This is a genomic window from Bradyrhizobium sp. Ses1 (assembly GCF_059512365.1).
Map to the genome: position 1 here is coordinate 49,061 of NZ_JCAMOQ010000030.1, position 23,234 is coordinate 72,294.

A 23,234-nucleotide genomic window follows, 5' to 3' on the forward strand; every position below is an offset into this window, starting at 1 on the left:
GCTTTCTATATCAGTCCGGAGCGTATCCTTCACGCAACGGGGGCGTCATTTCCTTGTCAATGGCGGCATCACCGTGAACAAAACCGCTCAAACTGTCGAGAGTGCCGCCGGCACTTTCCATATCGAAGACGTCTATCCGCTGATCGATGGCGGCCGCTACCCCGTGAAACGCATCGTGGGGGAGCCCGTTGAGGTCTGGGCCGACGTCTATCGCGACGGGCATGACATCGTCGCTGCAGAACTGATCTGGCGCGGCGAGCTCGACCACGAATGGCGGCGCGAGCCGATGACCATGCACGGGAACGATCGCTGGTTTGGCTCCTTCGTCCCCGACACGCCCGGCCGTTATTTCTATGCGATCGAGGCCTGGACCGACGAATTCGCCACCTGGCGGCACGGCTTTGAACTGAAGCAGAAGGCCGGCACCGATGTGACGCTCGATGCCATCGAAGGCGCGGGCATGCTGACCAAGGCGCAGGCCGGCGGACGGGCGGCGGCGGCCATCATCCTCAAGCAGTGCGAGACCTATCTCCAGTCCGGCGATCCGGCTGCCCTGCTCACACCTGAATTGCAGGACGCGATGGCCGAAAGCCAGTCGCGACCCGACCTGACGCGCTCACAGCTCTTCCCGTTCGTCGCCGATCGGCCGCGGGCGCGCTTCGGCTCCTGGTATGAGATGATCCCGCGCAGCCAGGGCAAAGTCGAGGGACAGCACGGCACCTTCCGCGACTGCATCGACCGGTTGCCTGACGTCGCGGCGATGGGGTTCGACGTGGTCTACTTCACGCCGATCCACCCGATCGGCAAGATCAACCGCAAGGGACGCAACAATGCGGTCACCGCCAAGGAAGGCGATCCCGGCAGCCCCTACGCGATCGGCTCCGCCGAAGGCGGCCACGACGCCATCCATCCGGAATTGGGCACGTTGCACGACTTCCGCGCCTTCGTCGCGGCATGCAGAGAGCACAACATGGAAGTCGCGCTCGACTTCGCGGTGCAATGTTCGCCGGACCATCCCTGGCTGAAGGAACATCCGCAATGGTTCAAGAAGCGCCCCGACGGTTCGATGCGCTATGCGGAGAATCCGCCGAAGAAATATGAGGACATCGTCAACCCGGATTTCGGCTGCGAGGATTCAGGCTCGCTGTGGAATGCGCTGCGGGACGTGATCCTGTTCTGGGTCGACCAGGGCGTGAAGATCTTCCGCGTCGACAATCCCCACACCAAGCCGTTCCCGTTCTGGGAATGGCTGATCCACCAGGTGCAGTTGCACCATCCCGACGTGATCTTCCTCGCCGAAGCCTTCACCCGGCCGAAGCTGATGAAGGGTTTGGCAAAACTCGGCTTCACCCAGTCCTACACCTATTTCACCTGGCGCACCCAGCGCTGGGAGCTGGAGCAATATCTGATCGAGCTCACCCGCTATCCGGAGCGCGACTTCTACCGACCGAATTTCTTCGTCAACACGCCCGACATCCTGCCCTTCCATCTGCAGGGCGGCGAACCCTGGATGTTCAAGTCGCGCGTGGCCCTGGCGGCGACGCTGTCCGGCACCTACGGCATCTACAACGGTTTCGAGCTGCTGGAGCACGAGCCGATCCCCGGGCGGGAGGAATATCTCGATTCCGAGAAATACGAGATCAAGGTGCGTGACTGGGACAAGCCCGGCAACATCAAGCCCTATATCCGTGACCTCAACCTGGCGCGCCGCGCCAACACAGCGTTGCAGCAGACCAGCAATCTGCGTTTCCTGCCCATCGAGGACGGCAACGTAATAGGGTTCGTGAAGGAATCCGTCGACGGGAGCAACACGGTTGCGGTCGCAATTGCATTGTCGCGCGACGCCCACGAAGTCTGGCTGCCGCTCGGCGATGTCCAGACGGGCACCGGCGATGAGCGCCGCCACGTCGCTGCGGTCGAGAACCTGATCACGGGCGAACGCCATGCACTCGACTGGGGCGGCATCCGGGTGCGGATCGATCCGATGCGCGATCCGGCGGTGCTGTTCCGCTGCCTGGCCTGAAGGGGGCGGTGCCATGAACGTGCTTTCAGCGGTCGAGACAAAGGAACTGGTGGCCACCGAGACGGCGGACGAGCTCTGGTACAAGGACGCCATCATCTACCAGCTCCACGTCAAGGCCTTCGCCGACAGCAACAATGACGGCATCGGCGATTTCGCGGGGCTGACCGAGAAGCTTGGCTATCTGCAGGATCTCGGCGTCACCACGCTGTGGTTGTTGCCGTTCTATCCGTCCCCGGGGCGTGATGACGGCTACGACATCGCCGACTATGGCGACATCAATCCCGATTTCGGAACGATGAAGGACTTCAAGCGCTTCATCCATGAAGCCAAGAAGCGCGGCCTTCGTGTCATCACCGAGCTCGTCGTCAACCACACCTCCGACCAGCACGCCTGGTTCAAGCGCGCGCGCCGCAGCCATCCCGGCTCGAGCGCACGCAACTGGTATGTCTGGAGCGACACCGACCAGAAATACCAGGGCACGCGGATCATCTTCACCGATACCGAGAAGTCGAACTGGACCTGGGACCCCGAAGCGGGCCAGTTCTACTGGCACCGCTTCTTCTCGCACCAGCCGGACCTGAACTTCGACAACCCGCGCGTGGTGCGCGCCATCGTGCAGGTGATGAAGCGCTGGCTCGACACCGGCGTCGACGGTTTCCGGCTCGACGCCATTCCCTATCTCTGCGAGCGCGAAGGCACCAACAACGAGAACCTGCCCGAGACTCACGCCATCATCAAACTGCTGCGGCGCGAGCTCGACACCTACGCCAGGGGCAAGATCCTGCTCGCCGAAGCCAATCAATGGCCGGAGGACGTGCAGGAATATTTCGGCCGGGAAGACGAATGCCACATGGCGTATCATTTCCCGCTGATGCCGCGCATCTACATGGCGATCGCGCAGGAGGACCGCTTTCCGATCACCGACATCCTGCGGCAGACGCCCGACATCCCGGCCAGTTGCCAATGGGCGCTGTTCCTCCGCAACCATGACGAGCTGACGCTGGAAATGGTCACCGATGTCGAGCGCGACTATCTGTGGTCGACCTATGCCAACGATCCCCGCGCCCGCATCAATGTCGGCATTCGCCGCCGCCTCGCGCCATTGATGGACAATGACCGGCGCAAGATCGAATTGATGAACTCGCTCCTGCTCTCGTTCCCGGGCACGCCGATCATCTATTACGGCGACGAGATCGGGATGGGGGACAACATCTATCTCGGCGACCGCAACGGCGTCCGCACGCCGATGCAATGGAGCCCGGACCGCAATGGCGGCTTCTCCCGCGCCGACCCGGCGCGGCTCTACGCACCCATGATCATGGACCCCGTCTACGGCTACGAGGCCGTGAACGTCGAAGCGCAGTCGCGCAGCCTATCATCGCTGCTCAGCGCCACCAAACGCCTGATCGCGGTGCGCAAGTCGACGCTGGCCTTCGGCCGCGGCTCCATGACCTTCATCCGCCCCGAGAACCGTTCGGTGCTCGCCTATGTCAGGCAGTATCAGGACGAGGTTATTCTCTGCGTCGCCAATTTGTCGCGCTCGGCGCAGGCGACCGAGCTCGACCTTTCCGCCTTCAAGGGACGCATTCCCCTGGAGATGCTCGGCCGCACGCGCTTCCCGACGATCGGCGAACTGCCCTACATGGTCACGCTCGCGCCGTATGGCTTCTACTGGTTCCAGCTGCAGGAGCCGGACAAGTCCATCGCCATCCCGCGGCGCGCGGTGCCGGAATTCGAGACGCTGGTCGTGCCGCTGAACTCGACCTGGGTGTCGCTGGCGCGCGCCCGCGGTGTGTTCGAGCGCGACGTGCTGCCGGGCCACCTGTCGCGGGCGCGCTGGTATCCGGAGAGTTTGTCGAAGGCGATCCAGCCGCAGCTCGTCTCCGCGATTCCCTTCTGCGATATCGGCGACAACCGCCCCTGGCTCGCTTTCTTCGAGACGACTCAGCGCGGCGCCACCTCACGCTACGTGCTGCCGATCCGGATCGAATGGGTGCGCTTCGACCGCGAGCGCTACAATCCGCGCGCCCTAGCCGCGGTACGGCAAGGCGCGCGCGAGGGCACGCTGCTCGATGTTGCGACCGACGAGATCTTCATCGCGCTGTTGCTCCGCAATCTGGCGCAGTCGCTGACGGTCGAGGACGAGGAGCTCGGCATCGCGCTGCGCCTCGAATTCCGCCCGACCAGCCGCTTCACGGACAAGCCGATCAAACAGCCCCAGCGCATCCGCGCGGTGGAGACCGAGCAGTCCAATAGCACGGCGCTGGTTGACGAGGATTACGTCGTCAAAATCTACCGCAAGCTCGAGCCCGGCATCAATCCGGAGATCGAGATGGGACGCTTCCTCACCGACGTCGCGGGCTTCGCCAACACGCCGGCGCTGCTCGGCACGGTCGAGCTCGTCGAGGGCGAGAAGCGCAGTGCGATCGGCATCGTTCACGCCTTTGTCACCAACCAGGGCGAGGCATGGACCGTCACATCAGCCTATCTCGACCGCTTCGTCGAGGAGCAGCGGCTGCTCGCGACGAATCATGAGACGAAGCAAAGCGAACAGCAGATCTCCTATCTGCGCTACATGGCGCAGACGGGAAAGCGGGTCGCCGAACTGCACATTGCGCTGGCGAGCAACCGCGACCTGCCCGAGTTCGTGCCGGAGCCGACCAGGCCGGAAGACGTGCAGCGCTGGATCGACGACATCCTGGCCCGTGCCGATCGCGTTTTCGAGACACTGACGCAGCGACGGGATACGCTGAAAGAGGCCGATCGCCCGCTGGTGGCTCAGTTTCTGGCGCAGCAGGATAGCTTGCCGGCCCGGCTGAAGGCGCTGCTGCCCGGAGACATCGACGGCCTCAACATCCGCCATCACGGCGACTTCCATCTCGGCCAGATGCTGATCGTCAAGGACGACATCTTCATCATCGATTTCGAGGGCGAGCCGCGGCGGAGCATCGCTGAGCGGCGGCGCAAGGCGCCGGCGGCGCGCGATGTCGCCGGGCTAGTCCGCTCGATCGACTACTCCGTCACCGCTGCGCTCGATCGGGCGCTCAAGGTCGCACCCGACGAACAAAGCAAGCTCGCGCTGGCGCTCGCCGACTGGCGGGATCGGGCTACCGCGACGTTCCTGGCCGTCTATCGCGAGACCATGGCGGGCCAGCCCTTGTGGCCGGCCGATCCGGAAGCCGCCGAGCGGATGCTCAACTTCTTCCTGCTTGAGAAAGCATTCTACGAGATCGAATATGAGCTGGCGCACCGGCCCGACTGGCTGCGCGTCCCGCTGACCGGGATGCTCCGCATCCTGGCGCAACAACCGCATGAGCCGCAATGACCAGATTGCCTGCTGAAGCCTACGCGATCATCGAGGGCCGCCATTCCGACCCCTTCCGCTATCTCGGGCTCCACTCCGAGGGCGACCAGAGCGTGGTGCGCGCCTTCCTGCCGGAAGCCTCCAATGTCGAGGCGATCGGCGAGCATGGCGAAACCGCGCCGCTCGCGCGCATTCATGATGCTGGCCTGTTCGCCGGCGCGCTGCCGAACGGCTCGCGCCGTTACCAGCTCCGCGCCCGCTTCGGCGACCATGTCGTCGATCTCGACGACCCCTATCGCTTCCCGCCCGTGTTGAGCGACTTCGATCTCTATTTGCTCGGCGAAGGCACCCACCAGCGCATCTACGACAAGCTCGGTGCGCATCCGATGACGCTCGACGGCGTGGAGGGCGTCGCCTTCGTGGTGCTGGCGCCGAACGCGCGGCGGGTCAGCGTGGTCGGCGATTTCAACTTCTGGGATGCGCGGCGGCATCCGATGCGGGTCCGCGGCCCTGGCTATTGGGAATTGTTCATCCCGCATGCCCGCGCCGGCGACCACTACAAATTCGACATCATCGGCCCCAATGGCCAACATCTGCCGCTGAAGTCCGATCCGGTGGCATTCGGCGCCGAGCTGCGCCCGAAGACCGCCTCGATCGTGGTCGACCTCGACCACATTCCGCATCCGCAGGCAGCGCCACCAGGCATCAACGGCATTGGCGCGCCGATCTCGATCTACGAGGTCCATCTCGGCTCATGGCGCCGCAAAGGCAACAATGAGTGGCTGACCTATCGCGAGCTCGCCGAGCAGCTTCCGGCCTATGCGCGCGACATGGGCTTCACCCATCTCGAATTCCTTCCCGTCAGCGAGCATCCGTTCGACGGCTCCTGGGGCTATCAGCCGACCGGCCTGTTCGCGCCAACCAGCCGGTTCGGCTCGCCGGCCGACTTCGCTGCGCTCGTCGATGCCTGTCATCGCGAAGGGTTAGGGGTGCTGCTCGACTGGGTGCCCGGACACTTCCCGGACGATCCGCACGGCCTCGGCCATTTCGACGGCACCGCGCTCTATGAGCACGCCAACCCGCTGCAGGGTCGCCATCTCGACTGGGGCACGCTGATCTACAATTACGGGCGCACCGAGGTGACCAATTTCCTGGTCTCGAACGCGCTGTTCTGGCTCGACCGCTATGGCATCGACGGACTGCGCGTCGATGCGGTCGCCTCCATGCTCTATCTCGATTACAGCCGTCCGCCGGGCGGCTGGATCCCGAACAAATATGGTGGCCGCGAGAATTTGGAGGCGATCGACTTTCTGCGCCGCTTCAACACCGAACTGTTCGGGCGCTTTCCGCAGGCAACGACCGCGGCGGAAGAATCGACCGCCTGGCCGCAGGTGTCGCGCCCGGTCGAATTCGGCGGGCTCGGCTTCGGCTACAAGTGGAACATGGGCTGGATGCACGACACCTTGCGCTACATCGGCAAGGAGCCTATCCACCGCAAGTACCACCACGGCGACATCCTGTTCGGCCTGCACTACGCCTTCTCCGAGAACTTCATCCTGCCGCTCTCGCATGACGAGGTCGTGCACGGCAAACGCTCGATCCTGGGCCGCATGCCCGGCGACGACTGGCAGCGCTTCGCGAATTTGCGCGCCTACTACAGCTTCATGTTCGGCCATCCCGGCAAGAAGCTGTTGTTCATGGGCTGCGAGTTCGGCCAGGAGCGCGAGTGGGCTCACGAACATTCGCTCGACTGGCATCTGCTCGCGCAACCGAAATATGCCGGCGTGCAGGCGCTGATCCGCGATCTCAACCGGCTCTATCGCGCGCTCCCCGCGCTGCATGAACTGGATTGCGATCCGGCCGGCTTCGAATGGGTCATCACCGATGACGCCGACCACAACGTGTTCGCCTGGATCCGCAAGGGCAACAGCGCGCGTTCGCGCTGCCTGGTGGTGGTCAACTTCTCGCCGAACGTCTATCACGACTATCGCATTCGTGTTCCCTTTGCCGGGAAATGGCGCGAGGTGCTGAATTCGGATTCCTCCCACTATGGCGGCAGCAATGTCGGCAATATCGGTGAGGTGGTCACGCATGAAGGCATTGTGCCCGAGCTCAGCCTGACCATTCCGCCGCTGGCTGCGATCTTCCTCGTACCTGAAAGCTGACGTATGCGACTGACTGGGGGAACGTCGTCCCGGCTGGGCGCCAGTTGGGACGGAAGGGGTACCAATTTTGCGTTGTTCTCTGCGAATGCGGAGAAGGTCGAGCTGTGCCTGTTCGACAGCCAGGGCCGGCGCGAGCTCGAACGCATCGAACTCCCGGAGCGCACCGAGGACGTCTGGCACGGCTATCTCAACGACGTCTCGCCGGGCCAGCTCTACGGCTATCGCGTCTACGGCCCCTACGCGCCGGAGCGCGGCCACCGGTTCAATGCCAACAAGCTCCTGCTCGATCCCTATGCCAAGCGGCTCGCGGGGCGGCTGGTGTGGAGCGATGCGCATTTCGCTTACCGCACCGGCAGCGCGCGCGAGGACCTATCCTTTGATCGGCGCGACAATGCCCGCGGCATGCCGAAGGCGGTCGTGGTCGATGAGACCTTCAACTGGGGCCGCCGCGAAATCCGTCCCCACATCCCCTGGGAAGACACGATCATCTACGAGGCCCATGTCAAGGGACTGACGCAGAAGCGCGAGGACGTCGCGCCGAACCTGCGCGGCACCTATGGCGGACTGTCCTCGCCCGCGATGATCAATCATCTGAGGCGGCTCGGCGTCACCACGATCGAACTGTTGCCGATCCACGGCCTGATCGACGACCGCATCCTGGTCGAGAAGAAGCTCGCCAACTATTGGGGCTACAACACGCTCGCCTTCTTCGCGCCGGAGCCGCGCTACGCGCAGGACAATGCGCTCGATTCCTTCCGCACCACGGTGGCGCGACTGCACGATGCCGGCATCGAGGTGATGCTCGACGTCGTCTACAACCACACCGCCGAGGGCAACCATATGGGCCCGACGCTGTCGTTCCGCGGCATCGACAACGCCTCCTATTACTGGCTGAAGCCGGACAATCCGCGCTACTATGACGACTTCACCGGCTGCGGCAATTCGGTCAGGCTCACCCACCCGCGCGTGCTGCAGATGGTGATGGACTCGCTGCGCTACTGGGTCGAGGTCTGCCACGTCGACGGCTTCCGCTTCGATCTCGCGACCACGCTGGCGCGCGTACCGAACGGCTATGACCGCGCCGCGTCCTTCCTCACCGCGGTCAGGCAGGATCCGGTGCTCTCCACCGTCAAGCTCGTCGCCGAACCCTGGGACCTCGGCCTTGGCGGCTACCAGGTCGGCGCGTTCCCCTCGCAATGGTCGGAATGGAACGACCGCTATCGCAGCGCGATGCGGCGCTATTGGAGCGGCGAAGGCAGCCTGATCGGCGAAGTCTCGCGCCGCATGACGGCCTCATCGGACCTGTTCAATCACGACAATCGCGCGACGCGCGCCAGTGTCAATCACATCACCGTGCATGACGGCTTCACGCTGATGGACCTCTTCAGCTACAACCAGAAGCACAATGAAGCCAATGGCGAGGACAATCGCGACGGCTCCAACGACAATCACAGCAACAATTGCGGCGTCGAGGGTCCGACCGACGATCCCGACATCATCGCGCTGCGCCGCCAGTTGCGGAAGAACCAGCTCGCCTGCCTGCTATTGGCGCAGGGCACGCCGCTCTTGCTCGCCGGCGACGAGGTCGGCAATTCGCAGGATGGCAACAACAATGCGTACTGCCAGGACAACGAGGTCGGCTGGGTCAATTGGGACAATTTCGGCGACGAGGTCGAGGACTTCACCGATTTCGTCGGCCATTTGACCGAGCTGCGCCGCAAGTTCGCCCAGCTTCGCTCGCAGCGCTGGCTGGATGGCCGCCGCGCCGACGGCTCCTACGGCGTGCTGTGGCTGACGCCGGCGGCGGAAGAGATGAAGGAGTCCGACTGGAATTTCCCGGAAGGGCGTTTTCTCTCTTATGTGCTCGGACCGATGGAACCAGGGCAGGCGCCGATCTTTATTGTGCTGAATGCCGCACCGGAAGAGATCGCGTTCAAGATGCCTGTGATGCCCGAGTACAGGAACTGGCGGCAGGTGCTCAACACCACCGAGAACAAGCAGATGCCCGTCGATTTCGCGTCGGGCGCCGACACCAAGGCGCCTTCCCGCTCGGTGCTCGCCTTTGCAGGCTCGGCATGAATGAGCGGCATTTCGGTCCCCTGCTGACGAAGGACGGCGCGCTGTTCCGCCTGTGGGCGCCGGCGGCCAAGCGCGTCGACGTGCTGCTCGACAAGCCGCATGCGCTGAGCCGCGGCGACGATGGCTGGTTCAAGGTCGAAATCCCTGGCGTCGCCGCTGGCGCGCGCTACAAGTTTCGCATCGATGATGAGATCGACGTCCCCGACCCGGCTTCCGCGTTCCAGCCCGACGACGTCTTCGGCCCGAGCGAGGTGATCGATCACGACGCTTTCCAATGGCGCACCACCGACTGGCGCGGGCGGCCGTGGCATGAGGCGGTTGTCCTCGAAGCGCATGTCGGCACCTTCACACCCGAAGGCACCTATCGCGCGATCATCGACAGGCTCGACCATCTCGTGGAGAGCGGCATCACCGCGCTCGAATTGATGCCGCTCGCCGATTTCGCAGGAACACGCAACTGGGGCTATGACGGCGTCCTGTGGTACGCGCCCGACAGCGCCTATGGCCGGCCGGAGGATTTGAAGGCGCTGATCGACGCCGCCCATCAGCGCGGGCTGATGGTGATGCTTGATGTCGTCTACAACCATTTCGGCCCCGAAGGAAATTATCTCGGCCGCTACGCGCCCAGCTTCTTCACCGACGCGCACACGCCCTGGGGCAGCGCCATCGATTATCGCGTCAAGCAAGTGCGCGACTTCGCGATCGGGAACGCGGTGCATTGGCTGCGTGACTACCGCTTCGACGGCCTGCGGCTCGACGCCGTCAACACCATCGTGGAGACAGGCGAAATCCCGATCCTGCATGATCTCAGCATCGCTGTCGGCAGGCTTGCGGCGGAGGCCGGCCGGCACATCAACATGGTGCTCGAGAACAGCGACAATCGTGCGAGCCTGCTCGATGCTACCGAAGACCCGCCGCGCGGCAAATATCGCGGGCAGTGGAACGACGACTATCATCACGTCTGGCACGTGATGCTGACCGGGGAGGCGCAAGGCTATTACGGCGACTACCAGCGCTCGCCGCGTGGCGATCTCGCCCGCGCGCTCTCGTCCGGCTACGTCTACCAGGGAGAGGTCTCGACGTTCTGGGGCGGCATTCCCCGCGGCGAGCCGAGCGGCACGCTGTCGCCGACCTCTTTCGTCAACTTCCTGCAGAACCACGACCAGATCGGCAATCGCCCCTTCGGCGACCGTCTCGAGAGCTTCGCCGATCCAAAAGCCATCGAGGCCGCGCTCGCGATCACGCTGCTGGCGCCGATGACGCCGATGCTGTTCATGGGCGAGGAATGGGGCTCGAAGGCGCCGTTCCCGTTCTTCTGCGATTTCCACGGCGATCTCGCCAACGCCGTCCGCAAGGGCCGGCGTGAGGAATATGCCTGGGCCTATGCCAAATATGGCGATGAGGTTCCCGATCCGCTGCAGCAATCGACCTTTCAGTCGGCCGTGCTGGATTGGACGGAGCGCGACCGCGAGCCGGGACGGACACGGCTGGCGCTGGTCAGGAGCCTGCTTGCGATGCGCCGCCGCGAAATCATGCCACGGCTTGCCGGCGCCAGCTTCGGCGACGCGCAGGCGGAGGCCGACCTGCTGACGGCGCATTGGCGCATGGGCGACGGCAGGCAACTGTCGCTGACCGCCAATCTCGGCGACCGAGAGATTGCAGCGCCGAAAGACCGGCCCGCGGGAACTTTGATCTGGGGCAGCGCGTTGGGCGATAACATCCCCGCTTGGTCGGTGTGCTGGCACATCGGATAGAAGAATGCCCCCCGCGATTCCGATCGCGACCTATCGGTTGCAGCTCACCGCCGATTTCGACTTCGATGCCGCCGCCGAAGTCGTGCCTTATCTGAAGGCGCTCGGCATCACACATCTTTATGCCTCGCCCTTCATGAAGGCGCGCAAGGGTTCGACCCACGGCTATGACATCGTCGATCACACTAAGTTCAATCCGGAACTCGGCGGCGAAGCCGGTTTCGAGCGCCTGAATGCGGCGCTAAAGCAGCACGATATCGGGCTGATCCTGGACTTCGTGCCCAATCATGTGGGCGTGCATTTCGACGACAATCCCTGGTGGCTCGACGTGCTCGAGTGGGGCCCCACCTCGCCGCACGCCGCCTCCTTCGACATCGACTGGGAGCAATTGCCCTACCGCGCCCGCGGCGGCGTGCTGCTGCCGATCCTAGGTTCGTCCTATGGGCAGGCGCTGGAGCGCGGCGAGATCGAGCTGCGCTACGATGCCGGCGAGGGCAGCTTCTCCGCCTGGTATTTCGAGCACCGCCTGCCGATCGCACCCGAGCGCTATGGCGAGGTGCTGCGAACGATGGTGCGCGAGGCTGACGCCGCCGAGAGCGATGCCGGCAAGGGCATCCTCGCGCTGGCGTCGCGCTACACGGGACTGCGGCATCCCAATCGGAAGGAAGCCCCGGGGTTCAAGGCGGAACTGAAGGCAATCGCAGATGCCGCCGAGATCATCGCGCGCGGGCTATCGGCCTACCGCGCCGGCGAGGGCCGCCCGGCGCAAACGCTCGCGCTGCATCATCTGCTCGAACGCCAGCACTACAAGCTCGGCCATTGGCGGCTCGCCTCCAGCGACATCAACTATCGCCGTTTCTTCGACATCAACAATCTCGCCGGCATCCGCGTCGAGGATGCCGCCACATTCGAGGCGATCCACCTGCTCGTGCAGCGATTGATCGCCGAAGGCAAGCTGCAGGGATTGCGGCTCGATCATATCGACGGCTTGTGTGATCCCGCGCAATATTGCCAGCGGCTGCGCCGCCTGATCCGCCATGCGCAAGGCGGCGGCAGGCCGTTCTATCTGGTGATCGAAAAGATCCTCGGCGAGCATGAGAAGCTGCCCGCGCTTGCCGGCGTTCACGGCACCACCGGCTACGAATGGATGAACGCGATCGCCCAAGTCCTGGTCGACGGCAAGGGCCTGGCGCCGCTCGACGAGATCTGGCGGCAGATCAGCAACCGCTCGCCGAGGCTCGCGCCGGTGCTGAAAGAAGCTAAGCGCCGCGTGCTCGAGACGCTGCTCACCAGCGAGTTCACGGTGCTGTGGCGGCTGCTCGCGCGGATCGCGAACGGCCACTACTCGACGCGCGATTTTTCCGCGGACAGCCTGCGGCAGGCGCTCGAGCTCTATGTGCTGCACTTCCCGGTCTATCGCACTTATCTCACTGCCTCCGGCCCGACGCCGCATGATCGAGCCTTGATCGCCCACACGATCGAGCGGGCGCGCGGCGACTGGTTCGCCGCCGACGAAGGCATTTTCGATTTCCTCCAGGACGCGCTGACCATGGACCTGATCGAGCCAGGCCGCGCCACTCATAGCGCGCCGCGCGTTCGGCGCTTTGCGCAGAAGGTGCAGCAATTCACCGGTCCGATGATGGCAAAGTCATTGGAGGACACCACCTTCTACCGCTATCATCGCCTGCTCGCGCTGAACGAAGTCGGCGGCGATCCGGCCGCGAAAGCGCTGTCGGTCGACGCATTTCACCAGATGATGCAGAGGCGCGCCAATGAAGGGCCACACGGCATAACCGCGACCGCGACCCACGACACCAAGCGCGGCGAGGATGCTCGTGCCCGCATCCTGGCGCTGGCTGAAATTCCCGGTGAGTGGACCAGCGCGGTATCGCGCTGGAAAGTCCTCAACGCGCCGCACCTTGTGGTCGAAGGCGAATTTCGCGCACCATCGGCGACATCGGAATACATGCTCTACCAGGCGATGCTCGGCGCCTGGCAACCTGATGATCCCCGCTTCCTCGAGCGCATGCAGGCCTATGCGCTGAAAGCGTCGCGCGAAGGCAAGCAGGAGACGAGCTGGCTCAATCCGCATGAGGTCTATGAAGCTGGCGTCAAGACGTTCCTCGAGCGCATCCTGGACCGTTCCCGCTCGGCCGACTTCCTGAACGCGCTGGAAGCCCTGGCACGGCGGCTGTCGCTATTGGGCGCGCTGAATTCGCTGAGCCAGCTCACGCTGAAGGCGACGCTTCCCGGCGTGCCGGACTTCTACCAGGGCACCGAGTTCTGGGATTTTTCCCTCGTCGATCCTGACAATCGCCGTCCGGTCGACTTCGCCGCGCGCACATCCGCGCTTGCCATGTTGGAAGAGCCGGACTGGGCGCAGCTTGTCCAGCAATGGCCCGACGGTCGGTTGAAGCTCGCCTGGACCCGGCACCTGCTGCGGCTTCGCAGCGAATTCCCCGACGTGTTCACGCAAGGCAACTATCTGCCGCTGGAGACGAGTGGAGCACACCGCGATCACATCATCGCCTTTGCGCGGCAATGGGAACGGGATGCAGTCATCGTCGCCGTTGCAAAGTCCTTCGCGCCTTTCACCGAAGTCGGCCGTGTCTGGCCGAAAGCAGAGGCTTTCGACGGCGCGGTCACGATTAAAGGTTATGTCACCGACGCCGGCGAGAACGAGCTGCAGCTCTCCACGCTCTTCAGGCATATGCCCGTTGCCGTCCTCAAGGCGAAAGTCGCCGCCGTCTTAAAGCCAACCCGAAAGCGCGTCCGCGCCTGAACGAGGGACGCCACCTCTCCCGCTTGCGGGAGAGGGAGCGCAGCGTTCACTGCGGATACGCCGCGCTTCAATTGCGTTTCGTCAGCAGCAGACGGCCCCGATTGCGGATCGCGGTTTGCGCGACTTCGGCAAAGCGTTGCAGCAGCCAGGGTAATGTCACTTCCACATTGACATTATCTTCGTTGACATCGACGTGACCGGTTGCGGCCTGTCCGAGCGCACGCACGCGAAAGATCATGCGATTGTCCTCCCAGCGCTCCTCATCGACCTTGAGCACCGGCACGCTGTTCGCAGCGCGCGAGAGTCCCGTCTTCAGGCGACGCATGGCTTCCTCGCGGCCAAGGCTATGCGGAATCGAAACGACCAATGGAGCAGACATTGCAAAATTCCTCCTCTGATCAACTGCATGTAGTGCCACGTCAGCTAAACAGAAGGCCGATACGTGCGGCGCGAGAGCCGGAACCTTCATGAATTAGGTTCGTTTTCCTCAAGAAGGGCAGAAGCGGCAACCAGGCCCTCCGGGCTGAGGAGAGACTTATATGTCAATTGGAACGATCATACTCATCATTCTGATCATCCTGTTGCTGGGCGGCTTCAGCGGCGTAGGCGGCGGGCCGTTCTATGGCACCGGCTACTACGGCGGCGGCGGGCTCGGACTCGTGATCGTCATCCTGCTGATCCTGCTATTGCTCGGGAGGATCTGACGCTCACACGAAGCCGCTGACTTTTTCCCTGTCATTGCGAGCGCAAGCGAAGCAATCCATCTCTCCGCACGTGGAGCTGTGGATTGCTTCGTCGCTTCGCTCCTCGCAATGACGACTCGCAGAATCGTAAGGTAGGCAAAGCGCAGCGTGCCCACCATCCGCACTCCGCAAGCAATGGTGGGCACGCTTCGCTTTGCCCACCTACCTCATCGCTACTTCTTCGCTGCCAGCTTCTTCATCGCCGCCTTGATCGACGTGGCGGCATCGTCATAGCCATCCCAGGCCTTGCTCCGCGCGAGCAGCGACGGCACGGTGCGCACCGTGTACTTCTTCGGATCGAGATCGCCGCGCACCTGCGCCCAAGTCAGCGGCATCGAGACGGTGGCACCTTCGCGTGCGCGGGGCGACAGCGGGGCGACCGCAGTCGACATCCGGTCGTTGCGCAGATAGTCGAGGAAGATCTTTCCCTTGCGCAGCTTCTTCGACATGTTGAGCAGATATTGCTCGGGGTCGTCATCGGCCATCCACTGGCAGATCGCCTGCGCGAACGCTTTGGCCTCCTTCCAGGTCACGCGGTCCTTTGCGCCATACAGCAATGGCGCCACGACATGCAGGCCCTTGCCGCCGGTGGTTTTGCAGAAGCTCTCGAGGCCGACGGCTGAGAGTCGCTGGCGCATGTCCTTGGCGGCCTCGATGACGTCTGAGAATTCGACGTTCGGCGCGGGATCGAGATCGAACACCAGTCGCCCCGGCGTATCGTAGATATCGGGCGCGCAATTCCAGGGATGCAGTTCGAGCCCGCCGATCTGCGCAACCGCCGCCAATCCCTCGATGCGATCGATCTGCACATAGGGCTTGCGGTCGCCGGAGACCTTTGCGAGCTCCAAGAGGTTCGACATGCCCTGCATCGCATGGCGCTGGAAGAACTTTTCGCCATTGATGCCATCAGGCGCGCGCACGATCGAGCACGGCCTGCCCTTGAGATGGACGATCATCCATTCGCCGACCGCCTCGAAATAGCGCGCGAGATCGAGCTTGGTCACGCCCTCGCCGTCGAAGGCGTCGGGCCACAGCTCCTTGTCGGGCTTGGAGATCACGACGCCCATGACGACAGAGGATTTATCCGCAGCCGATTTCGCAGCCTTCGCCGCGGCCCTGCCCGGCTTCGGCTCGGCGATCTCGGTCTTGGCCGGCTCTTCGGCCTCCACCTCCTTGGCCGGCTTGTCCTGCCGCAGTCCCTTGAACGCGGCCTGCCGGATATTGCCGCCCTCGGTCCAGCCGGCGAATTCGATCTCGGCGACGAGGTCGGGCTTCAGCCAATGGATATCGCGCGCCTTGCGCGGCGCATTCTCGCCGCCGAACGGGCTCTCGTCGGATTCATGCGCCTTCAGCACCGGCAACAGCCGGCGGACCTTGTCCTGGCCAAAGCCGGTGCCGACAATGCCGACGAATGCGAGATGATCGCCGCGATAGACGCCGGCCATCAGCGAGCGGAATTTTCCGCTGGTGGTCTTCCAGCCGCCCAGCACGACCTCGTGACCGGCACGGCATTTCGCCTTGGTCCACAGTTCGGAGCGGCCGGAGCGATAGGGCGCGTCCAACTTCTTGGAGACGATGCCCTCAAGCTCCAATTTGCAGGCCGACTCCAGCACCGCATCGCCACCGCTCTCGAAATGCTCGACATAATGGATCAACTTGCCCTTGCCTTTTCGTCCTTCCAGGAGCCGCTTCAGCCGCGCCTTGCGCTCGGCCAGCGGCAGCGCGCGCAGATCCTCATTCTCGGCGAACAGCAGGTCGAAGGCATAGAAGATCAGATCATCGGTCTTGCCGTCCGAGATCGCCGCCTGCAGCGTCGAGAAATTCGGTATGGCGTTCTTGTCCAACCCGACGATCTCGCCGTCAACAATCACATCAGGCAGCTTGGCACCTTCTTTCGCGATCGCACCGAACTTGTCGGTCCAGTCCAGACCCTTGCGGGTCTTGAGCGTGGCCTCGCCGTCCTCGACCCGCAATTGCACGCGATAGCCATCGAGCTTGATCTCGTGGCACCAGCCAGCACCGCCGGGCGGACGATCGACGGACGTGCAGAGCTCCGGTGCGACGAAGTCCGGCATCGCCTCGACCTTCTTCGCCTCGATCTTTTTTGCCTTGGCTTTGGCGGAAGCGCGCGACTTCGACGCCAGCGTTTTGGGCGCCGGCGCCTTCGTCCTCGGACGCGCCGCGCCGGTCTCCTCCCGATTGGACTGCCAGACCGCATCGGCCTTCGCCTTCGCGCGACCATTCTTCGCCAGCATGAACGGCTTCGGCGCCCTGCCCTTGCCGGCCGCGATCTGCTCCATGGTGCGGCCAGAGGCGACGGATCGGTCCTCATCGAGAATGCTTTCCCCGTCCTCGCTGGCGTATTCGTCACGATGCTTGATCAGCAGCCAATTGGTGCGCTTGCCGCCGAAACGATCGCCGCGCATCCGCACCAGCACCCAGCTTCCATGCAGCTTGTCGCCATCCAGGGTGAACTTCAGATCGCCTTTCTTGAACCCGGCTGCGGGATCGTCCGATTCCCAATAGCCGCGATCCCACAGCATCACCGTGCCGCCGCCATACTGGCCTTCCGGAATGGTGCCTTCGAAATCGCCATAGTCGAGCGGATGGTCCTCGACCTCCACTGCAAGCCGCTTGTCGTGCGGATCAAGCGAGGGACCCTTGGTCACCGCCCACGACTTGAACACCCCGTCCATTTCGAGTCGGAGGTCGTAATGCAGCCGCGTGGCGTCATGCTTCTGGATCACAAAGCGGCGCTGTTTGGACGGCGCAACCTTGACCTCGCCGGAGGGCTCGTCGGTCTTGGAGAAGTCGCGTTTCTTGCGATAGGTGGACAGGTTTCTCTGCAGCACGGGTGCACCTCACGCAAATGGCCGCCGCCTTGCGGCGGTATATACCAGGAACCAAAACCCCTCGCATCGGTTGAAGTTCCCATACTCCAAGATATCCGGAGAATGAAATGGCCCCTCGCGCCTATTGGAAAGGCACCTTGAAGCTGTCGCTAGTGGCGTGCCCGGTGCTGCTGTATCCGGCCTCGACGTCGGTCGCGAAAACCCGCTTCCACATGATCAACAAGGAGACCGGCAACCGCTTGAAGCAGCAGATGGTGGACGCCGAAACCGGCGACATCGTCGAAGCCGACCAGAAGGCGCGCGGCTATGAGCTACGGAAAGGGAAATATGTCGAGATCGAACCGGAGGAACTCGAATCCGTCCAGATCGAGAGCAACCACACAATCGACATCGAAAGCTTCGTGCCCAGGGACGAGATCGACAAGCGCTATCTCAACCACCCCTATTACATCGCGCCCGACGGCAAGGCCGGCGCTGACGCTTTCGCTGTGATCCGTGACGCGATGAAGGACCAGGACCGCGTCGCGCTGGCGCGGATCGTGCTGACCAACCGCGAGCACGTCATGGCGATCGAGCCGCTCGGCAAGGGCCTGCTCGGCACCACCTTGCGCTACCCTTATGAGCTGCGCGATGAGGCCGATTATTTCGACGACATCAAGACGCCGAAGATCACCAAGGATATGGTCGAGCTCGCCGGCCACATCCTCGACAGCAAGGCGGCGCATTTCGACCCCTCGAAATTCAAGGACGACTATGAGGATGCACTGAAGGCACTGGTGCGACGCAAGGCGGCCGGCAAGCCGATCGAGGCCCCGGAGCCCGAGGAGCGGCCGAGCAACGTCGTCAGCCTGATGGATGCGCTGAAGCACAGCCTGAAGGGCCGCTCGGCAGCCAAGAAACGCAGCCATTCCACCGCCCGCCGCCAGCCCTCCCGCCGCCGCGCAGCGCGAAAAGCGCATCGCTCGACCGCGCGTGCACGCAAGGCGGGGTAGACTACAGCGTCATGGCCGGGCTTGTCCCGGCCACCCACGCCTTCCTTCTTGCCCAGAGAACGTGGATGCCCGGGACAAGCCCGGCCATGACGAAGAGAAGCGCGAAGCCGGACTACCGCTTGGTCTTCCGCTTCTTGCTGCTCTTCCGCTTCTTCGTCGTTTTCTTCTTGGACGTTTTCTTCTTCGACGACTTCTTCGGGACTTTCCTGCCTTTGGCGCGCGCTTCCGAAAGTCCGATCGCGATCGCCTGTTTGCGGCTCTTGACCTTGCGGCCTGAGCGGCCGCTCTTCAACGTGCCGGCCTTGCGCTTCTTCATCGCGCGCCTGACGTCGCCGGATGCTTTCCTGGAATATTTTCGTGCCATTGGCATTCCTCCCGGTTGAGGGAGATTAATTTCCTCACTCCGAAAAAGTTCCGCATCTGCAACTCGCCTCAGTCCGCCGCGCGCAAGCGATAGCCTATCCCAGTCTCTGTCAGCACGAATTGCGGACGCTCGGGATCAGCCTCGATCTTCTGCCGAAGCTGACGCACATAGACGCGTAGATATTGCGCATCGGTGAGTTCGTCCCACAATTCCTTCAGCAGGAAACGATGCGTGAGCACCTTGCCCGCGTGCTGCACCAGCACACGAAGCAGCTCATATTCCTTTGGCGACAATTTCACCTCGCGATCGCCGACCTTGACGATGCGGCGCACGAGGTCGACCGAGAGATCGCCGGTGCGAAACACCGGCCGTTCACCCTGCACCTGCAATTGATGGCGCAGCGCCGCGCGCAGTCGTGCCAAGAGCTCATCCATGCCGAACGGCTTGGTGAGATAATCGTCGGCGCCGAGGTCGAGCGCCTGCACCTTGCCCGCCTCGTCGCCGCGGCTCGATAGCACCACGATCGGCACGCTTTCGTCGCGCGCGCGGATCATGCGTAGGAGGTCGTGGCCCTGTATATCAGGCAGGCCCAGATCGAGGATGATCAGCGCAGGCCCCTGCGCGAGCATCTCCAGTCCGGCCTTGCCGTTGGGGGCCTCGAGAATTTCGTACCCTTGCGTGTTCAGCCCCATCCGCAACAATTTGCGGATCGGCGGCTCGTCATCGATGACCAGGACCTTGATCGGTGTCGCGTTCATGCAGCGGTATCCAGCGCAGCGGTAGCCGCCGGGATCGGCAGCCGGATGGTGAGCACGGCGCCGCTCCGGTCGGTGCGGTTGGCGGCCGAGATCGTGCCATGCATGGCTTCGACGAATCCGCGGGAGATCGCAAGACCGAGGCCAGTGCCGGGGCGGACATGATCGCCCTTCTGCACACGGTAGAACTTGTCGAAGATGCTTTCGAGTTCGGTCGGCGGAATGCCGCTGCCCTCGTCCATGACCTGCAGCACGATCGAATCACGATCCCGCCGGCCGCGGATCGAGATCGTGGTGTCGGCAGGAGCGTATTTGGCCGCGTTGTCGAGCAGGTTGAACAGCACCTGTTCGAACAGCACCGCATCGAGCTCCAGCATCGGCAGATCGGCGGCGAGATCGAGCGAAACCTTGTGTCGCACCAGGATCTTGCCGGCGCGGCGCAGCGCGCTGCCGACAATTTCGCCGACATCATGCCGCGCCGTGTTCGGCACGATGGCGCCGGATTCGAGCTTGGTCATGTCGAGCAGATTGGCGATGAAGCGGTTCAGCCGTTCGGACTCGTCGATCACGGTCGCGAGCAGATCGTGCTTCTGCGCATCCGTGAGGTTGCCGCCGAGATCGCGCATGGTCGAGGCGGCGCCGAGTACCGAGGCCAATGGGGTCTTCAGGTCGTGCGAGATCGAGGTCAGGAGCGCTGAGCGCAGGCGCTCGGATTCGACGGTGCGCTTGACCTTGTCCATGTCCTCGACCAGCAGCACGCGCTCGATCGCGAGCGCGCCCTGGTCGACCAGCGCATCCAGCAGCCGCCGCTGGTCCGGCGTCAGCAGCGGGCCGGTCTTGTCATTGTCGATGCCGATGGCGCCGATCAGGCCGCGGCCGGTCCGCATCGGCAAAAACAGGCGCTTGGCGCCGGGCAGCGTGTCCGAGCCGCGGCCGGCCGGCCGATCGTTCGACCAGGCCCAGTTCGCGGCCGCAAGATCGGCGTCGTCGAGTTGGTCTTCCGGCGGATAGCCGGCCTTGACGACGAGCAAGCCCTCTTCCGGCAGCAGCAGCACCACGCGCACCTTCAGCATCAGCGCGATCTGGTAGGCGGTCGCCCATAATACGTCGTCCAGCGTCGCGGTGCCCGCGAGCTTGCGGCTGAAGGCGTAAAGCCACTCGGTCATGCGCACGCGGCTGATCGCGGTATCGGCCTGCACCCGCACCCGCGCCGCGACGTTGGAAACGAGCAGCGCGATCAGCATGAAGAAGAAGAACGCCGCGATATTGGTCGGGTCGGTGATCGTGAAGGTGTAGACCGGCGGCAGGAAGAAGAAATTGTAGCACAGCGAGGCCACGACGCTCGCGAGCAGCGACGGCCACAGGCCATAGCGCACGGCCACCACGACGACGGCGGTGAGGAAGACCAGGTCGACGTTCTCGACGCCGAAGCGAGGATGGACTAGCGTGGCGGCGCCGAGCCCGAGGCCGACGATCAGGAGCGAGTACAAATAAGGCCTGAGGTTGAACGGCTCGGTTCGCGCCGCCGTCTGCACCGCCGGCCCTTTGTCGAGGCCGGCAGGCAGATCCTCGCCGGCGATCACGTGCACGCTGATATTGCCTGCGCGCCGCACCAGATCGTGCACCACGGAGCCGCGCAGGATCTCGAACCACCGCGAGCGCGACGACTTGCCGATCACGACATGCGTGACGTTGGTGGACTGCGCGAAACTGATCAGATCATCGGCGATGCGGCGATGCACGGCGGGAATCGTCAGCGCCTCGCCGCCAAGCGATTCGGCAAGCCGCATCGTATCGGCGAGCCGGTCACGCTGCTCGTCCGAGAGCTGCAGGCTGCGCCGGGTTTCGATGCTGATCGCGGTCCAGGGCGCGTGCAGGCGATCGGCAAGCCGCTTGGCGTAGCGCACGAGGCCGGCGGCGCGCGGATCCTCGCTGACGCAGACCAATATACGTTCGCCCGCGGCCCAGGGACCGGCGATGGCATTGGCCTGCATGTGGTTGAGCAGCTGCTCGTCGACCCGCTCGGCGGTCCGCCGCAGCGCCAGCTCGCGCAGCGCGGTCAGGTTGCCGGGCGAGAAATAATGCTGAAGCGCCCGCTCCGCCTGCTTGGGCACATAGACCTTGCCCTCCTTCAATCGCTGGATCAAATCGTCGGGCGGCAGGTCGATCAATTCGATCGCATCCGCGCGGTCGAAGATCGAATCCGGCACCGTCTCGCGCACCCGCACATGCGTGATCTGGGCGACGACGTCGTTGAGGCTTTCGATGTGCTGAACGTTGACGGCGGTGTAGACGTCGATGCCGTGGGAGAGCAGTTCCTCGACGTCGAGATAGCGCTTCGGATGCCGGCTGCCGGGCGCGTTGGTGTGGGCGAGCTCGTCGACGATGGCAAGCTGCGGCCGGCGCGCGATCAGCGCATCCAGGTCCATCTCCTCGAGCACCTGGTCCTTGTAATTGATCCGCTTGCGCGGGATCACTTCGAGCCCCTGCAGCAGCGCCTCGGTCTCGGCCCGGCCGTGGGTCTCGACAACACCCACCACCACATCGCTGCCACCCTTGAGCTTGGCATGCGCGCTTTGCAGCATCTCGTAGGTCTTGCCGACGCCGGGAGCGGCGCCGACGAAGATCTTCAACCGTCCGGACGCATCGTTCTCTCGCCGGGCGGCTTCCAATAGCGCGTCCGGCGAGGGTCGCTTCTCAGGGTCGCGATGCTCATTTGCCATAGAGCAAATATAGTCGCGTCACGTCATTCGGCCTAGCCGCCTTTATTTCGAAGCGCCGTCCAAAGCGAGGTTAAGCGCCAGGACATTCACCCGCGGCTCGCCGAGCACGCCGATGAAACGGCCCTTGGTGTTGGCTTCGACGAGCTGGCGGACCTGCGCTTCCTGCAGGTTGCGCGCTTTTGCCACCCGCGGCACCTGGAAGAGCGCCGCCTCCGGCGAAATGTCGGGATCGAGGCCGCTGCCCGAGGTGGTGACGAGGTCGATCGGCACCGGCTGGGACGGGTTTTCCGCCTTCAGCTTCTCGACATCCTCCTTGACGCGGTCGTTCAGCGCCTTGCTGGTCGGACCGAGATTGGAGCCGCCGGAGTTCGCCGCGTTGTAGGGCGCGGGCACCGTCTTGGAGGAATCGTTTGGATCCGGCGCCAGCGTCGCCGACGGCCGGCCGTGGAAATATTTGTCCTCCTTGAACTCTTGCCCGATCAGGGCGGAGCCGATGATCTTGCCGTCCTTCTCGATCAGGCTGCCCTGCGCCTGGGACGGAAAGATCACGCCGGCTATGGCGGTGATCGCGAGCGGATAGGCGAGGCCCGTGACTGCCGTCAACAACAGCAGAAGGACGATGGCGGGACGAATTTCTCTAAGCATGTTGTCTCTCCTAATTCTCGTCATTGCGAGCGAAGCGAAGCCATCCATCGGGCCGC

Annotated in this window: 14 protein-coding genes; 8 read left to right on the forward strand and 6 right to left on the reverse strand. The window is 63.7% G+C overall.

What is annotated here, in order from left to right; genetic code table 11:
- The first annotated feature begins 73 nt into the window (after nucleotides 1–73).
- From AC5ZG5_RS28520 to treY, 6 genes are read left to right on the forward strand one after another with little or no spacing between them, the layout of a single operon-like run.
- Entirely contained in the window at nucleotides 74–2,023 is a 1,950-nt protein-coding gene (locus AC5ZG5_RS28520; RefSeq protein WP_456642059.1) for an alpha-1,4-glucan--maltose-1-phosphate maltosyltransferase, read from the forward strand.
- Nucleotides 2,024–2,036: 13 nt separating this feature from the next.
- On the forward strand, nucleotides 2,037–5,348 hold the full coding sequence (treS, locus tag AC5ZG5_RS28525; RefSeq protein WP_130224473.1) for a maltose alpha-D-glucosyltransferase: 3,312 nt from the start codon (nucleotides 2,037–2,039) through the stop codon (nucleotides 5,346–5,348).
- Nucleotides 5,345–7,492, forward strand: coding sequence for a 1,4-alpha-glucan branching protein GlgB (gene glgB, locus AC5ZG5_RS28530; RefSeq protein ID WP_130224475.1), 2,148 nt, complete (start codon nucleotides 5,345–5,347; stop codon nucleotides 7,490–7,492). Before treS ends, glgB begins: the two co-directional genes overlap by 4 nt.
- Nucleotides 7,493–7,495: 3 nt before the next feature.
- On the forward strand, nucleotides 7,496–9,571 hold the full coding sequence (glgX, locus tag AC5ZG5_RS28535; protein ID WP_130224477.1) for a glycogen debranching protein GlgX: 2,076 nt from the start codon (nucleotides 7,496–7,498) through the stop codon (nucleotides 9,569–9,571).
- Nucleotides 9,568–11,325, forward strand: a complete 1,758-nt coding sequence (gene treZ, locus AC5ZG5_RS28540; RefSeq protein WP_456642060.1) for a malto-oligosyltrehalose trehalohydrolase — start codon at nucleotides 9,568–9,570, stop codon at nucleotides 11,323–11,325. Before glgX ends, treZ begins: the two co-directional genes overlap by 4 nt.
- A 4-nt stretch (nucleotides 11,326–11,329) precedes the next feature.
- Complete coding sequence (treY, locus tag AC5ZG5_RS28545) at nucleotides 11,330–14,104, forward strand: malto-oligosyltrehalose synthase (protein ID WP_456642061.1); 2,775 nt, start codon at nucleotides 11,330–11,332, stop codon at nucleotides 14,102–14,104.
- Nucleotides 14,105–14,171: 67 nt separating this feature from the next.
- Here treY and AC5ZG5_RS28550 read toward each other — a convergent pair whose 3' ends face one another.
- Entirely contained in the window at nucleotides 14,172–14,483 is a 312-nt protein-coding gene (locus AC5ZG5_RS28550; protein ID WP_130224529.1) for a polyhydroxyalkanoic acid system family protein, read from the reverse strand.
- Nucleotides 14,484–14,643: 160 nt separating this feature from the next.
- Between AC5ZG5_RS28550 and AC5ZG5_RS28555 the strand changes: the two genes are divergently transcribed.
- A complete protein-coding gene (locus tag AC5ZG5_RS28555; protein WP_080663914.1) occupies nucleotides 14,644–14,808 on the forward strand; it encodes a DUF3309 family protein in 165 nt (54 codons plus the stop codon).
- A 212-nt stretch (nucleotides 14,809–15,020) separates the two neighbouring features.
- On the opposite strand, the gene ligD is transcribed toward AC5ZG5_RS28555, so the two are convergent.
- Nucleotides 15,021–17,696 carry a DNA ligase D gene (gene ligD / locus AC5ZG5_RS28560; protein ID WP_456642193.1) on the reverse strand — a complete coding sequence of 892 codons (2,676 nt, stop codon included), beginning with the start codon at nucleotides 17,694–17,696 and terminating at the stop codon, nucleotides 15,021–15,023.
- 110 nt (nucleotides 17,697–17,806) lie between these two features.
- Here ligD and ku point away from each other — a divergent pair, with 110 nt between their 5' ends.
- Nucleotides 17,807–18,691 carry a non-homologous end joining protein Ku gene (ku, locus tag AC5ZG5_RS28565; RefSeq protein ID WP_456642062.1) on the forward strand — a complete coding sequence of 295 codons (885 nt, stop codon included), beginning with the start codon at nucleotides 17,807–17,809 and terminating at the stop codon, nucleotides 18,689–18,691.
- 112 nt (nucleotides 18,692–18,803) lie between these two features.
- On the opposite strand, the gene AC5ZG5_RS28570 is transcribed toward ku, so the two are convergent.
- The 4 genes from AC5ZG5_RS28570 to AC5ZG5_RS28585 form a co-directional block, all read right to left on the reverse strand.
- The gene (locus AC5ZG5_RS28570) at nucleotides 18,804–19,055 is read right to left on the reverse strand and encodes a DUF6496 domain-containing protein (RefSeq protein WP_130224483.1); all 252 of its coding nucleotides are present in this window, start codon (nucleotides 19,053–19,055) and stop codon (nucleotides 18,804–18,806) included.
- A gap of 68 nt (nucleotides 19,056–19,123) precedes the next feature.
- Entirely contained in the window at nucleotides 19,124–19,813 is a 690-nt protein-coding gene (locus tag AC5ZG5_RS28575) for a response regulator (protein ID WP_456642063.1), read from the reverse strand.
- Nucleotides 19,810–22,533 (reverse strand): DUF4118 domain-containing protein, encoded by a 2,724-nt coding sequence (locus tag AC5ZG5_RS28580; RefSeq protein ID WP_456642064.1) that lies wholly within the window; start codon nucleotides 22,531–22,533, stop codon nucleotides 19,810–19,812. The genes AC5ZG5_RS28575 and AC5ZG5_RS28580 overlap by 4 nt, the downstream gene beginning before the upstream one ends.
- A 42-nt stretch (nucleotides 22,534–22,575) precedes the next feature.
- On the reverse strand, nucleotides 22,576–23,178 hold the full coding sequence (locus AC5ZG5_RS28585) for a K(+)-transporting ATPase subunit C (protein WP_130224487.1): 603 nt from the start codon (nucleotides 23,176–23,178) through the stop codon (nucleotides 22,576–22,578).
- Nucleotides 23,179–23,234: the final 56 nt, after the last annotated feature.

Excerpts from the sequence above, each read along its gene's own strand:
- treS (WP_130224473.1), top strand. The coding sequence starts at position 2,037 with ATGAACGTGCTTTCAGCGGTCGAGACAAAGGAACTGGTGGCCACCGAG.
- glgB (WP_130224475.1), top strand. The coding sequence starts at position 5,345 with ATGACCAGATTGCCTGCTGAAGCCTACGCGATCATCGAGGGCCGCCAT.
- glgX (WP_130224477.1), top strand. The coding sequence starts at position 7,496 with ATGCGACTGACTGGGGGAACGTCGTCCCGGCTGGGCGCCAGTTGGGAC.
- treZ (WP_456642060.1), top strand. The coding sequence starts at position 9,568 with ATGAATGAGCGGCATTTCGGTCCCCTGCTGACGAAGGACGGCGCGCTG.
- treY (WP_456642061.1), top strand. The coding sequence starts at position 11,330 with ATGCCCCCCGCGATTCCGATCGCGACCTATCGGTTGCAGCTCACCGCC.
- AC5ZG5_RS28550 (WP_130224529.1), bottom strand. The coding sequence starts at position 14,483 with ATGTCTGCTCCATTGGTCGTTTCGATTCCGCATAGCCTTGGCCGCGAG.
- AC5ZG5_RS28555 (WP_080663914.1), top strand. The coding sequence starts at position 14,644 with ATGTCAATTGGAACGATCATACTCATCATTCTGATCATCCTGTTGCTG.
- ku (WP_456642062.1), top strand. The coding sequence starts at position 17,807 with ATGGCCCCTCGCGCCTATTGGAAAGGCACCTTGAAGCTGTCGCTAGTG.
- AC5ZG5_RS28570 (WP_130224483.1), bottom strand. The coding sequence starts at position 19,055 with ATGGCACGAAAATATTCCAGGAAAGCATCCGGCGACGTCAGGCGCGCG.
- AC5ZG5_RS28575 (WP_456642063.1), bottom strand. The coding sequence starts at position 19,813 with ATGAACGCGACACCGATCAAGGTCCTGGTCATCGATGACGAGCCGCCG.
- AC5ZG5_RS28580 (WP_456642064.1), bottom strand. The coding sequence starts at position 22,533 with ATGGCAAATGAGCATCGCGACCCTGAGAAGCGACCCTCGCCGGACGCG.
- AC5ZG5_RS28585 (WP_130224487.1), bottom strand. The coding sequence starts at position 23,178 with ATGCTTAGAGAAATTCGTCCCGCCATCGTCCTTCTGCTGTTGTTGACG.